The organism is Sphingobium sp. B2, from assembly GCF_007693735.1.
Classification (GTDB): Bacteria; Pseudomonadota; Alphaproteobacteria; order Sphingomonadales; family Sphingomonadaceae; genus Sphingobium; species Sphingobium xenophagum.
In genome coordinates this window covers 202,777-216,794 of record NZ_VDBZ01000002.1, presented here as the reverse complement: position 1 = coordinate 216,794, position 14,018 = coordinate 202,777, and the positions used below count along the sequence as shown (strand labels likewise).

Here is a 14,018-nt window from a genome sequence, read left to right as displayed (position 1 = left end):
GACGCACACCGTGCGCTATCGTCTCGGAAACGTATGGCGTAGTGGAAATCCGCCATAGGAAACTGGACATCTATCAAGATTTTTTGAGCGGGCTGATCGCCCCCTTCCGAATCCTAATCAAAACACTCGCACGGAGGGATGCCACGCCGATCCCGGTATGACAGCATCCTGAAATGGCCGCCCGGAATCAGCCGCGCCAAAACCCATCGCGCTACCCGACTGGGTTATTTTCAGACCAGCATCTCGGTTGTCACCGGAAGTGATCTGATGCGTTTGCCGGTCGCGGCGTAGATGGCATTGACCAGCGCGGGGATGACTGGAGGAAGCGCGGGTTCGCCCAGGCCCGTTGGAGGGTAATCGGTCTTGACGAATTCGACATGGATGGTTGGCGTGTCGGGAATGCGCTGAAGCGGGTGGGTATCGAAGTTGGCCTGCTCGATGGCTCCGGCAACCTGAGTGATGGCCTGCCCGGCGAGTGCCTGCCCCAGCCCTTCGATCACCGACCCCTGGACCTGGTGCAGCGCATTGATGGGGTTGATGATATGGCCGCCGACATCGCCTGCAACCCAGACCGTCCTGACCTTCGGCACGCCGTCGGCAACGGCTACTTCCACTACTTCGGCGAAATAGCCGGCATGGCTGTAATAAAAGGCAAAGCCCTTGCCCTGCCCCTTGGGCAACGCCGTGCGGTTCGCCCAGTCGCCCATGGCCAGCGCCTTTTCGATCACGCCCCTGGCGCGCGCTGTGACGAAGGGCGGGCGATTGGCTCCCTGACTGACCTGCGCGGTCTTGGCCAGGAGTTCGAGCATCAGCGTAGGCAGATCCTTGCCCGCCGCCGCCGCGACCTCATCCATGAAAGCCTGATAGACGAAGGCCAGCGCGTTGGAGCCGGGGGCGCGCAGCCAGCCGGTCGGCATGTTGGTGGGCAGGAAACTTTGTTCGAACAGCACATGGTCGATCAGGCCTGCGGGCAGTTCACCGGGGGACAGTTCGGCCGACCGCACGGGCTTGCCATCCTTGCCGAAGGTGATGAAATGATCGTGGAGGGCAGTCAGCGCCCCGTCCTTGTTGAGCGCGGCACGGAAGCCGTGCCAGCCTGCCGGGCGATAGAAATCGCGGTGCATGTCGTCAGCGCGGGTGAAGAGCAGTTTGACTGGTACGCCCGGCACTTGCGCGGCGATGCGCGCCGCCTGCACCATATAGTCGTTCATGAGCCGCCGCCCAAAACCGCCGCCGATACGGGAGAAATTGATGCGGATCTTCTCCGGCGGCAGGCCGAGCGCCTGGGCGACCAGTCCGCGCCCGCTCTCCGGATTCTGGGTCGGCGCCCAGATTTCGATGGCGCCATCCTTGAACAGGGCCGTGCAATTTTGCGGCTCCAGCGTGGCATGGGCGAGAAAGGGGTAGCTATAGTCTGCGGTCACGACCTTGTCCGCCGACGCGAAGGCGCCATCGACATCGCCAGTGCGGACGATATTGCCGTCCGCCTTGCCCTTCGCACGGGTCGCGGCCTGCGCGGCATAGCCCTGGGTCGAAAAGCCGGTGACCGCGCTGTCGTCCCACTCGACTTTCAGCGTCTCGCGCGCCTGATTGGCGGTCCACCAGCTTTTGGCGAGGATCGCTACACCATCATAGCCGGATTCAGGGGTGCCATCGCCCTTGATCGTCAGCACATGGGCAATGCCGGGCAGCGCGCGCACTGCGTCCATATTGGCCGATTTGAACGTGCCGCCAAATGCCGGGCAGGTTTCCAGCACAGCATGGAGCATGCCCGGCAGCTTGACATCGATGCCGAACAGCGGCTTGCCCGCGACGATGGCAGGCGTGTCGACACCGCCGACCGACTGCCCAATGATATGGAAATTTGCCGGGTCTTTCAGTTTGAGCGTCGCGGGATCGGGGGCTGGCAGCTTCGCTGCCGCGCCTGCCAGTGTGGCGTACGGGATCGACTTGCCGGTTTTGGGGTCGGTCACCGTGCCGCTGCCAGTCGTCAGCATCTCTGCCGCAACGCCCCATTGCGCTGCTGCAGCGGCGACCAGCATCGCGCGCGCCGCCGCTCCAGCCTGCCGCATGGGCAGCCATTCACGCGGGGTCGTCCGGCTGCCGCCTGCGCTCTGCCCGCCGAAAATCTTGGCGTCGGCATGGGTTTGTTCGATGCTGACCTGCGCCCAGTCGACGTCCAGTTCCTCCGCGATGAGCATCGGCAGCATCGTCTTGGCGCCCTGGCCGATTTCAGCATTTTTCGCGCCGATGATGACGCGATTGTCCGGCAGGATGCGGATGAACGCGTTAATGATGACCGGCGTGCCATCCGCCGCCTGTGCGATCGGCACGGCAAGATCGAACAGCAATCCGCCGCCCGCGATCAGCGACGCGGAAATGAACCCGCGGCGGGAGAGTGTCGCACTGCTCATGCTGCGGCCGCCTTGATCGCGGCGCGGATGCGGACATAGGTGGAGCAGCGGCACAGATTGCCCATCATCGCGGCGTCAATATCCTCGTCGGTGGGCTTGGGCGTCTGGCTGAGAAGCGCGGTGGCGCTCATGATCTGCCCGGCCTGGCAATAGCCGCACTGAGGGACGTCCTGGGCGATCCAGCTGGCGGCAATGCGCTTGCCAACGTCAGTGGCTGCCGCGCCCTCGATCGTGGTGACCGCTGCGCCCTTCACATCGCCCAGCAGGGTCTGGCACGACCGCACCGCCTGTCCGTCGACATGAACGGTGCACGCGCCGCAAAGCCCGGCGCCGCAGCCGAATTTGGTGCCGACCAGGTCAAGATCCTCGCGCAACACCCATAGCAACGGCTTGGCCGGATCGCCCTCCACCCGCCGTTTCTTGCCATTTACCGTCAGACTGATCGCCATGCCGCCCACCTTTGACTATGTCGCGCGCATTAGATGCTGATCTGCAGCCATCTGTCCAGTCGGTTCAGCGGCAGGGCAGCGCGCGCTGCGCTTCGTCGATCATTCGTTGGACGGGGATGAACCGCGCAACCGGCACAACCTATTTTCGCCTGGCCGCCGCCGCTGCAAGACGGTCAAGCGCGCGGCGTTCTGCCGGGCTGGCGCTATTATACGCTTCCTCCGCAACCAGAGCGCGCCAGCGATCCAGGCGGGCAGGCGTCAAGACGCCATTTGCGATCGCCATTTGGACCCCGCAACCCGGCTCGCTGTTGTGGGCGCAGTCCGAAAAGCGGCACTGCTCGGCCGCCTCGACAATGTCGGCGAACACAGCGGCAAGGCCCGACGCCACATCGGTAAGCTGCAATTCGCGCATCCCCGGCGTGTCGAGCAGCCAGCCGCCATGGTCCAGCCGATGCATTTCCCGCACTGTCGTGGTGTGCCGTCCGGTGTCGTCGGCTGTGCGGACGGCCTGGGTCGCGATAGTATCAGAGCCGCGCAATGTGTTGACCAGCGTGGATTTACCGACGCCGGACGATCCGACAAGCGCGACCGTTTGACCCATGCCACACCAGCGCGACAGGCGGGCGGCGCTGGCAGGGTCTTTGCCATTGATGCTTTCCACCTCCAATCCCGGCTGCAAATCGCGCGCCGCCGCTGCAAAAGCCTCTGGCTTGTCGGTCAGATCGGTCTTGGTCAGGACGATTACGGGATGAACCCCTACGTCGCGCGCGAGGATCAGATAACGCTCCAGCCGGGGGATGCTGAAATCCTGATTGCAGGAGGCGACGATGAACAGCGTATCGACATTGGCAGCGATCAACTGCGTTTTCTGGTCACCGCCGGGCGCACGCCGTTTGAACAGGTTGGCGCGCTGCAAGATATGCGTGATCTGGCAAGTGGCGCTGTCGACAAGCACCCAGTCGCCGACAGTGGGATGATCCTCCGCCGCCAAGCCGGCGCCAAAGCCGGGCTGAATGTCTAGAGCCCCACCCTCGCCAGCGACCACGATCTTGCCGCGATGCACGGCCATAACGCGAACCGGCCTGGACCCACTATCGCCCAGTTCTGACATTTGCGCGCTGAAAAACGGGCGCCAGCCAAGCTCATCCAAGGTCTTATCAACGGAGTCCATAATTGCTGCATGCCGCTCAAATGGCGGTTTGTATAGGGACGCCTTGCAGCTGTTACAGAGTGACGCCGCGTTTCCAGATACCGATCGAACGCTCATCATTGCGTTCGTTGCACGCCGGTTCGCCGCTGGCGACCGCGATGATGCGATCCAGCAACGCGCTGGCCGCTGCATCCATGCCATGGGTCAGGACCATACCCGCGTCAAAGTCGATCCAGCCTGGCTTGGCCGCCGCAAGGGCAGAGTTAGAGGCGATCTTCATCGTTGGCACAGGGCTGCCGAGAGGCGTGCCGCGGCCAGTGGAAAACAGCGTCAGTGTCACCCCCGCCGCCGCCAATGCTGTCGTCGATACAGCATCGTTGCCCGGTGCCTCCAATATAGTCAGGCCTGTCCGGGTCGCGATATGGCCATAATCAATGACATCGACGACGTTCGAGAGCCCACCCTTCTGCACCGCGCCAAGCGATTTTTCCTCCAGCGTGGTGATGCCGCCTGCGATATTGCCTGGACTGGGATTTTCCGACACCGGTTCACCATGGTCCAGAAAATAGCGTTTGAACCGATTGACCACCCGGGTCAGCCGATGGAAAACAGCCTCATTTTCCGCGCGCACGAGCAGCAATTGTTCGGCCCCGAACATCTCGGGAATTTCAGTCAGGACCGCGGTGCCGCCTGCCTGCGTGACCGCATCGGCCATCCGGCCGATCAGGGGGTTGGCGGTCAGGCCGCTCATGGCGTCGGAACCGCCGCATTTGACCCCCAGCCGCAGCGCCGACAATGGTACGGGCTGGCGCACATCCTGCGCCATCCGTTCAGCCAGCGCCTCCAGTGCCGCCTTGCCCGCGGCAAATTCATCCTGCTCGCTCTGCGCCCTTACCGTGCGTATCCGTGCGCGCATTTCCCGCGGAATCCGGGTCAATATCAGGTCGAGTTGATTGGATTCGCAACCGAGCCCTAAAATCAGCACTCCGCCAGCATTGGGATTTTGTGCCAGTGCGGCCAGGATCGCGCTCGTGCCTTCCAGATCATGCCCCAATTGCGAACAGCCAAAAGGATGGTTGAATGCATGAACGCCATCGACATGATCGCTAACCAGCCCCTCCCCCCAGCGCGCCAGTCGCTCGCCCAGGCGTCCGACACAGCCCACCGAGGGTAAAATCCATATTTCGTTGCGGATGCCGACACTGCCGTCCTGCCGCACATAGCCCATGAAACCGGGCTGCGTATCAACCGGCCTTTCGACCGTCTCAACAGGCTTGACCACATAATGGTAAGCCAGTTCGCCGCGCAGCGCGGTTTTCACATTGTGGCTGTGCACATGCTGGCCGACGCCGATATCCCGTGTCGCCACCCCGATCGGGGCACGATAGCGGCGGACGGCGCTGCCGGCAGTTATGTCATGGACCGCAAATTTGTGGCCCGGTGCAATCGCGTCGACAAGGGTGACTTGGCAGTCAGCCAAGACGACCACCTGCCCTGGCACGAGCGGCGTCAACGCAACGGCTACATCATCGTCCGAGGCGACTTGCAGCGCCATGATTTCTGGGTCGGGCATGGGTTGTGCCTAAATCGTTGCCAGCGCTAGCACAAGTGCAATTGACGGCCAGTATCATGCCGGGACACTATTCGCTGATACGCAGTAAAGCTGCTTCTGCGGCGCGGCGCAGATGGTCGGCCCAGATGCTTTGCCCTTGGCTATCCCCAATCAAATCCTGCCGCACTTCTATTTCCGCATAGGAAAGGTCGCGGGCAAACGCATGGAATGGCACGGTAAAGTCGGTCGCGTCCATGGCATAGGGGACATTGTCCCCCACCGCCAAGACGCCGTCATCCCGTAACGTAGCCAGCATGGCATGGGCAAAATCGGTGCGGCCAAGCCAATGCAGCACACCCACATCCCATGGTCGGGCGATCCCGTCCATGACCGGCGTGAAGCTATGCAGCGACAGCAGGATGGTGTCGCGCCCGGACGCGCATCGCGCCCCAATCATGTCGCTGATCGCCCGATGATAGGGTGCGTGGATCGCCGCCACCCGCGCGGCGCGGGCCGTCGCATCCAGCGCTTCATTGCCATTGATACGGCTCCCGTCGGAAACTGCCGGGATCGCATCGTCGCGCACGGGGTCGCGATTGCAATCGATGACGAGGCGCGAATAAGTCTGGTACAGAAAGGCCGCATCGAGCCGTTCGGCCAGCCTATGCCCCAGTTCATGAACGCCAATATCGATGGCAATGTGACGCCGCCGGTCGGCAGCGCTCAGGCCAAGGTCGCCCAATGCAGCCGGAATGGCCGCTCCTGCATGATCACCGATCAGCAGGAACGGGGAAGCGCCTGCTGCGTTGAATAGCCCGAACGGTGCCGGATCGTTCAGGCCCAACAATGCATCCGTCCCGTCTCCGGCCATCAGGATATTTCCCCATGCCCAAGCCGACGACCCTTTTTGTTATCCGTCATAGCGGTCGGCACCGGAGTTTCCTGCGTAGTCATACCATCCTGATGCGCTTGCCCGAGCCATTTGGCCAGCGCCCCGGTCTGCACTGATCTCCGGCCCGCGTCGCCCTGCCCCAAACAATGCCATTAACGGCCGCTCCGTCGGCACCTTGAGGAAAGTCTCGTCCATGCTGATCCGTTGCGGATATGACATCAGATTTGAAACACAGAATAAGACAGCGATCATGGCGCTGCTCAGCCTGCACCCCTCCCGGCATCTCGACCTGCGCACACCCCAGCGGTTGCTGGCCGACCCGGATGTTCCGCTCTATCATTTTGAGGACGGGTTTGGAAATGTCGCCACGCGCCTCACCATTCCCGCAGGCGGCGTCACCCTGTCATGCGATTTCGTGATCGAGGATAGCGGGTTGGTGGACGTTCCCGCCCCCGACGGTCCGCACACGCCGGTCGAAGAATTGCCCGATGCGGTAATGCCTTTCCTGCTGGGCAGTCGCTATTGCGAGACGGACCGGTTGATGGCGTTCGCCTGGGGCAATTTCGCGCATTACACGACGGCCAGGGCACGGGTCGATGCGATCGTCGATTTCGTCCACAACCATATAGAATTTGGCTATCATCATGCCCGGTCGGACATGACCGCCTGGCACGCCTTTCAGGAACAGCGGGGCGTGTGCCGGGATTTTGCGCATCTGGCCGTTACCCTGTGCCGCTGCATGAACATCCCCGCGCGCTATTGCACGGGTTATCTGGGCGACATCGGCGTTCCGCCGGTCGATGCGCCTATGGACTTCAGCGCCTGGTTCGACGTCTATATCGACGGCAACTGGTACACACGCGACGCCCGCCACAATCAGCCGCGCATAGGCCGCATACTGATGGCGCGCGGACGCGACGCCACCGATGTGGCGCTGACCACGGCATTCGGCCCGACCAATCTCGTCCGGTTCGACGTCCATACCGACGAAGTGCAATCGGCCGGCGAAAAATCATACTGATGGAGGTTAAGCCGGGCATAATCGATGCGACTTTCCGGAGGGATCGTCGTTGATGGACCAAGCAGTCGCCCGACGCCGGGGTGACTGCCACCCCCACAGGAGGAAATCCCCATGTCCGACAACAGTCACGATATTTCGACCCTCAACAGCCTGATCGCGACGACGATCGACAGCGCCGATGGCTATACCGAAGCCGCCAAGGACAGCGAGAATAGCCGCTTCACAGCCCTGTTCACCAGCCGTGCTGGCGAACGGCGCGCCATTGCCACTCGCTTGCAGCAGCAGGTCGCAGCGCTCGGCGGCAACCCGGAAGATGACGGCACTCTGCTGGCCGGCGCCCATCGCATGTTCCTTAACCTCAAGTCGGTCGTGACGGGCAATGATGACAAGGCGATCATCAACGAAGTCGAAGCTGGCGAAGATCATATCAAAGCCAAGTTCGAGGATGCGCTGGAAGACAGAAAGCTGAGCCCAGCCGTACGCGACCTGGTCGAAACCAGCTATATGTCGGTCAAGGCCGGCCATGACGAGATGCGCGACATCAAACATTCGATGCAGCATTGATGCTGGGGCGGCGGGGGCAACCTCGCCGCCTTTTTCGTTACCGGAGACCTGGACCGGGACAATGTCCGTCCATCAGCGGGCGAACCTGAAAATTTTGAACTTTGACCTTGCCGTAGCGGTGTCGATCGCCATATTGTGCAGTGCAGCATAATCCGCCGCCGATTATCATGGCCAGCTTGGCCACTCTTCAAGGCCAGAGGTCATTTCATGAGAAAATTGTCCGCGAATATCGCGCAGTTGGTGGCCATGCGCGCCGCCGCAGGTCCGACGATGGAGGCAAGCCAGCCGGGCCGATTGCAGGAGGTTGAATCCTTTGGCTCCAATCCCGGCGCATTGAAGGCGAAATGCTACGTCCCCGCGCAAGTCGCTCAAAAGCCGGCACTGGTCGTCGTCCTGCATGGCTGCACCCAGACTGCGGACGGCTATGATCATGGTGCTGGATGGTCACAGCTTGCCGATGATCATGGCTTCATCCTGCTGTTTCCAGAACAGCAGCGCTCCAACAATCCCAATCTCTGCTTCAACTGGTTTTCCCGCGCGGATAATGTCCGCGACCGTGGCGAAACATTGTCGATCCGCCAGATGATCGAAACCATGATCGACGCCCATGGGATCGACACATCGCGCATATTCATCACTGGCCTGTCGGCTGGGGGTGCGATGACCTCGATATTGCTGGCAAGTTATCCGGAATTATTCGCTGGGGGCGCGATCATAGCCGGGCTGCCCTTTGGCGCGGCCTCCAATGTTCAGCAGGCGCTGGAAGCGATGCGCGCGCCTGACACGCTCTCTGGCGACCAGCTTGGTGATCGCGTACGAAGCGCATCCGATTACGCCGGTCCCTGGCCGCGCATTGCGATCTGGCATGGCGCGGCTGACCAAACCGTCAAGAGCAGCAATGCCGACGCAATCCTGGCCCAATGGTTGTCGGTTCACGAATTGGACGAAGCGCCGAACTCGACTGAGGACATTGCCGGTCATCGCTATCGCATCTGGCACGACGCAAAGGGCCGTGCTCTGATAGAGGATTATCGCATCGCAGATATGGGCCATGGCACGCCGCTTGCCACCACAGGCAATGACGCATGCGGAACACCGATGCCGCACATGCTGGAAGCCGGTATCTCCTCCACACGACGGATCGCGGCGTCATGGGCCCTTCTGAACGATCAAAGGGTCGTACAACGCCCAAAACCAATGGATCGAGCGACAGCAGAAACGCCCAATTCGCTTTCAACGACCAAGGCAGGACTTGAAACCCTATCGTCGGCCAAGCCGGCACGAGCCGCCGCGAACAAGGGCAGCGTTCAGAAGATTATCGAAGACGCGCTGCGGTCGGCAGGTTTGATGCACTAGTACCAACAACAAAACAGACAGCTGTGAAAGCTCTGGTGGGTGATCTGCGTAGCGCGTGATTGCGATGTTTTTCGGGACAATAGGCAGTGAGGCTAGTTTTGCCAGCGGAACTGCGTAATCCACGAGCTGTATCCATCGCCCGCCAAGGCAATATCTACCCCTTTCCGTGCCGCATGTTGCGGTTCAGCCAGATTGCGCGTTGCGCTGAACTTCAGTTTGATCGCATATAGTTGAGAACTGCGCCCGCCTGCCTACTCAAGCCGCGAGAGGCCAGTTCTTTGTCCGATTTTTGTGGCTTTGCCCTGCGTATGAACTTAAACATTCAACGCAACTCATATCAGAAAATGTTCTGGATGCTGATCGGCAAGGTTGGGGATGGAGAGCGATCTGACCGTTTCGTCATTGCCTGACACAATGACAGGACCGGGATTTGACAACCCGCAGCGCGCCAGAGCGCGAGAGCTGTTCAGACGGGTCATCAACGAACATGCCGATGCGCTTTCCAACTCTTCGTCGATCGCAGACAGAGTTGAGCAATGGATTTGCAACGCTCCCCTGCCGCATCGACCCATTACCGAAAGCGTCCTTTCAAAGGAATTTGGCGTTGGTCGCAGGATTGTGCGGCAGACCAGTCGCATATTACAGCAACGCGGTGTCCTTGCTCCGCGCCGCGGTGGGAACGGCCTGGGCGGACTTTGGGTCACAGCCCCGAGTTTGGGGGAAACGGTTGCAAAGGCCGCCGACGAACTGCGCCTTGATCAGGCCCATAATGTCCTGAACGAGGCAGCGCGTTGGCTTGCTCCATCACTGGCCAGCCGGAACGATGCCCTTTCCGAGATGGTGCGTTCGTTACTGCGCTTTCAGGGCGTTAGGAATGAAATGCCGGCGCCCGACCGGAGCGACAATCTTGCCGAATGGCTTGCGAACCACTTGCTCGGAAAAATTTCCGTATCGCAGGACCGGGATATTTTCCTGGGATCACTTTCCGACATCAGCAGCGACTATGGCGTAAGCCTTGAGGTGGCGGTCGAAGCTGTACGTATCCTTGCCGATGCCCGGATCGTGAAGGTCCGCCGCGGCAGAGCGGGAGGCGTTTTTGCCAGCGCGTCGGGAACAGGATGCGCGCTGCATGTCGCCAATGCGTATTTAGCCACACAGGGTGTTTCCACTGCCGATTGCCGGGAGGTGCTTGACCAGATCAATACCGGCATGATCGAACTTGCGCGGCAAAGGCGCACATTGGAGGGGCTGAACCGTATCCGGTACGCGTTCGTTCAGATGCAGCAGGCCAACAATGGTACCGCCCTTGGCACAGCCTGGTACAGCTTCATTCGGGAAATTGCCGACATGGCAGCCAATCCCCTGATGCATTTCATGGCCAGGGCGCTCGCGTCTTCCATTCTAATGCGCCGGACTCGCAGCGCCGCACTACCCGACGACGCTGCGCGCGAACTATTGTCGGCAAGCGTCCAGATTCTGGATCATCTGGACGATGCCTGTCAGGCCCCGATCGTAGCGGCACAATCTCGCTGCCAGAAGGCGCTGGAGAATTATTGGTAGGACCGCCGGAGCCTGCTCATTCCACGTTCGTAAGGTGCCTGGTCCTGGCCACCGCGTCACGCCACCCCGCAATCAGCCGCGCGCGTTCGGCGGCTGCCAGCGCGGGTTCGAACACCGCATCCTTGTTTGAAGAAGATGGCGTGTCGGCCAGCGACGGCCAAATTCCTGCTGCCGTGCCAGCAAGAAAGGCCGCGCCAAGCGCTGTGGATTCGACATTGTCCGGGCGCCTGACCGGCGTTGCCAGCACATCGGCAAGAAACTGGCAGAGCCATGCGTTATGCGCCATGCCGCCATCGATCCGGATCAGATCGGCACAAAGCCCGGTATCTTCGCGCATCGTGCCGATCAGTTCTTCGCTCTGATACGCGACCGCCTCCAGCATCGCTCTGGCCACATGCGCCGCGCCCGTGCCCAAAGTCATGCCGCACAGGACAGCGCGGGCCTGCGAGTCCCAGTGCGGCGTACCCAGCCCCGCGAACGCAGGGACGAGATAGACCCCGCCATTATCCGGAATAGTGCGGGCAAGTGTTTCGGTTTCGGCGGCCGAGGCGATGATGCCGAGCCGGTCGCGCAGCCATTGCACGCCCGCCCCTGCCACGAATATGGACCCTTCCAGCGCATAGCAGGTCTGTCCCCCGACACGGTAGGCGACGGTAGAAAGGAGCCGATGACGCGATCGGCTGATCGTGTCGCCAGTGTGCATCAGGCCGAAGGCGCCGGTGCCATAAGTGATCTTGACCTGACCGGCTTTCAGACATCCCTGCCCGATCAGCGCGGCCTGCTGGTCGCCGGCCATGCCCGTAATCGGCAACGCCTGTCCCAGGACGGCGGCGTCGACGGTGCCGAACAGGGCGTCATTGTCCATCACTTGTGGCAACATGGCACGGGATATGCCGAACAAAGAGCAAAGTTCGTCCGACCAATCCATCCGCTCAATATCGAAGAGCAGGGTGCGCGCGGCGTTGCTGGGATCGGTTGCGTGAACGCGGCCATCCGTCAGCCGCCACAACAAATAGGTGTCGATCGTTCCGAAGGCCAATTTGCCCGCCTCTGCATCGCGCCGCAAACCCGGCATGGTATCGAGAAGCCAGGCCAGTTTGCTGGCCGAGAAGTAGGAATCGAGCAGAAGGCCGCTACGCGCCGATACTTCCGCTTCCACGCCTTCCCCGATCAGGCGTTCGCATAAAGCGGCGCCACGCCGGTCCTGCCAGACGATCGCCGGATGAATGGCCCTGCCGGTCTCCCGGTCCCACACCACAAAGGTTTCCCGCTGGTTGGTGATCCCGATGGCGACAACGTCAATTCCAGCTTCTGTGGCCTGCGAAAGAGCCTGCCGCGCTGTTGCCACGACATCGCGCCAGATCGTCTCCGGATCATGCTCCACCCAGCCGGTCCGGGGATAGGATTGGTGCAATTCGACCTGCGATCGCGCTACGATTGTGCCATCTTGGCCCACAATCAGTGCGCGGGTCGACGTCGTGCCCTGATCGATTGCCAGCACCGCCTTCATCATGACGCTCCCATTTTGGTGCCCAGGTAGGATTCCAGGCTTGCCACCTGCGCGGCAGAAAGATGCAGGCCCAGCTTACTGCGCCGCCAGAGTATGTCGTCAGCCTTTCGCGCCCATTCCTGCGCGATCAGATAATCGACCTCGCATGCGGTCAGGCCATGGCCAAAGTGAATGCCGCAATCCTGCAAACCCTGCGCGTCGCCCAGCACCAGCCAGGCGCGCGTGCCATAAGAGGCGACGAGCCGCTCCGCCCAGCCGCGCTGGAGGAAGGGATATTGCGCGATAAGTTCGTCCACTAGAGTGGCAGCCCCATCCATCGGGAAGTCGCCACCGGGAAGGGCCACGCTGTCGGTCCAGCCGGGGCCTGCGAGTTCCGGTATCCGACTGGCCAGGAGGTCGATCGCCGACTGCGCGAGATGGCGGTAGGTGGTAAGCTTGCCACCGAACACGCTGAGCAAAGGCGCGCCATCGATCGCCTCCGACAGATCGAGCCGATAACCGCGCGTCGCCGCTTCCGGCCGGCCCGATCCGTCATCGATCAGCGGGCGAACGCCAGCAAAGCTCCACACTATGGCGGCGGGCGTGATCTGCTTGCGGAAATAGCCGTTCGCGCCCTCGCAGAGATAGGCGATCTCGGCGGCATCGGGCTTGATGTCGGTCAGTGAACCGCTGTGGTCGGCATCGGTCGTGCCGATCATGGTGAAGTCCTGCTCGTAGGGAATGGCGAAGAAGATGCGTCCATCAGGGAGCTGGAAGAAATAGGAAAAATTATGGTCGAACAAGCGGGAGACGACGATGTGCGAACCGCGGACCAGCCGCATGCGCTGGCTGCCACGCTGGCCGGCGAGGTCAAGCACGTCAAGCACAGCCGGCCCCCCGGCGTTCACCACGGCGCGCGCCGCATATTGCGTGCCATCGCCTGCGCGGATGCGCCAGACGCCCTGCGCCCGCTCAAGACCGACAACAGGCGTATGCGGCAGGACGGTTGCCCCTCGATCAGCCGCATCGCGCAGGTTAAGCACAACCATGCGGGCATCGTCGACCCAGCAATCCGAATAGGCAAAGGCCGTGCGGAAACCATGTTTCAGCGGCTTTCCAGCCTCATGTGTCCGCAGGTCGAGCGTACTGGTTGGCGGCAGCTTTCGGCGGCCGCCAATATGGTCATAGAGGAACAGACCAAGCCTTAGCAGCCATCGCGGGCGCAGGCCCGAACGGTGCGGCAAAACGAAGCGCATCGGTCGAACCACGTGCGGGGCGATCTTCCACAGGCGCTCTCGCTCCGCCAGCGATTCCCGTACCAGCGCAAATTCGAAATGCTCAAGATAGCGCAGACCGCCATGAATGAGCTTGGTCGATGCCGAAGAGGTGCCGCGGGCTATATCCCCCGCCTCCATGACAAGGACGCGCAGGCCTCGTCCCGTGGCATCGCGCGCGATTCCCGCGCCATTGATGCCAGCGCCAATGACCAGAATGTCGTATATCGCAGGCATGCCGTGCGGAGGGTTGGCAGGGGGCATGTTCGGATCTATCGCTGAATCTGGCATTAAATC

11 protein-coding genes are annotated in these 14,018 nt (G+C 61.6%); 4 read left to right on the top strand and 7 right to left on the bottom strand.

Features of this window, described 5'->3' with window-relative positions; all coding sequences use genetic code 11:
- Window positions 1-230 precede the first annotated feature (230 nt).
- The 5 genes from FE851_RS16730 to FE851_RS16710 form a co-directional block, all read right to left on the bottom strand.
- Entirely contained in the window at window positions 231-2,414 is a 2,184-nt protein-coding gene (locus tag FE851_RS16730) for a xanthine dehydrogenase family protein molybdopterin-binding subunit (protein WP_145204900.1), read from the bottom strand.
- Window positions 2,411-2,863, bottom strand: a complete 453-nt coding sequence (locus FE851_RS16725) for a (2Fe-2S)-binding protein (RefSeq protein WP_145204899.1) — start codon at window positions 2,861-2,863, stop codon at window positions 2,411-2,413. Before FE851_RS16725 ends, FE851_RS16730 begins: the two co-directional genes overlap by 4 nt.
- 139 nt (window positions 2,864-3,002) lie before the next feature.
- Window positions 3,003-4,034: a ribosome small subunit-dependent GTPase A gene (rsgA, locus tag FE851_RS16720; RefSeq protein ID WP_145204896.1), complete on the bottom strand. Its 1,032-nt coding sequence runs from the start codon at window positions 4,032-4,034 to the stop codon at window positions 3,003-3,005.
- 52 nt (window positions 4,035-4,086) lie between these two features.
- Window positions 4,087-5,586 carry a UxaA family hydrolase gene (locus tag FE851_RS16715; protein ID WP_145204893.1) on the bottom strand — a complete coding sequence of 500 codons (1,500 nt, stop codon included), beginning with the start codon at window positions 5,584-5,586 and terminating at the stop codon, window positions 4,087-4,089.
- Window positions 5,587-5,653: 67 nt separating this feature from the next.
- A complete protein-coding gene (locus FE851_RS16710) occupies window positions 5,654-6,436 on the bottom strand; it encodes an N-formylglutamate amidohydrolase (RefSeq protein ID WP_145204890.1) in 783 nt (260 codons plus the stop codon).
- 214 nt (window positions 6,437-6,650) lie between these two features.
- Here FE851_RS16710 and FE851_RS16705 point away from each other — a divergent pair, with 214 nt between their 5' ends.
- The 4 genes from FE851_RS16705 (at window position 6,651) to FE851_RS26885 (ending at window position 10,958) form a co-directional block, all read left to right on the top strand.
- Entirely contained in the window at window positions 6,651-7,478 is an 828-nt protein-coding gene (locus tag FE851_RS16705; RefSeq protein ID WP_145204887.1) for a transglutaminase-like domain-containing protein, read from the top strand.
- 111 nt (window positions 7,479-7,589) lie between these two features.
- Complete coding sequence (locus FE851_RS16700; protein WP_017181237.1) at window positions 7,590-8,042, top strand: PA2169 family four-helix-bundle protein; 453 nt, start codon at window positions 7,590-7,592, stop codon at window positions 8,040-8,042.
- Between the two features lie 207 nt (window positions 8,043-8,249).
- Window positions 8,250-9,398, top strand: a complete 1,149-nt coding sequence (locus tag FE851_RS16695) for an alpha/beta hydrolase family esterase (RefSeq protein WP_145204884.1) — start codon at window positions 8,250-8,252, stop codon at window positions 9,396-9,398.
- An 879-nt stretch (window positions 9,399-10,277) separates the two neighbouring features.
- The gene (locus tag FE851_RS26885; RefSeq protein WP_261371023.1) at window positions 10,278-10,958 is read left to right on the top strand and encodes a FadR/GntR family transcriptional regulator; all 681 of its coding nucleotides are present in this window, start codon (window positions 10,278-10,280) and stop codon (window positions 10,956-10,958) included.
- A 16-nt stretch (window positions 10,959-10,974) separates the two neighbouring features.
- Here FE851_RS26885 and glpK read toward each other — a convergent pair whose 3' ends face one another.
- Both glpK and FE851_RS16680 read right to left on the bottom strand, forming a co-directional pair.
- Window positions 10,975-12,468, bottom strand: a complete 1,494-nt coding sequence (gene glpK / locus FE851_RS16685; RefSeq protein WP_145205630.1) for a glycerol kinase GlpK — start codon at window positions 12,466-12,468, stop codon at window positions 10,975-10,977.
- Entirely contained in the window at window positions 12,468-13,958 is a 1,491-nt protein-coding gene (locus tag FE851_RS16680) for a glycerol-3-phosphate dehydrogenase (RefSeq protein WP_145204877.1), read from the bottom strand. The genes glpK and FE851_RS16680 overlap by 1 nt, the downstream gene beginning before the upstream one ends.
- Window positions 13,959-14,018: the final 60 nt, after the last annotated feature.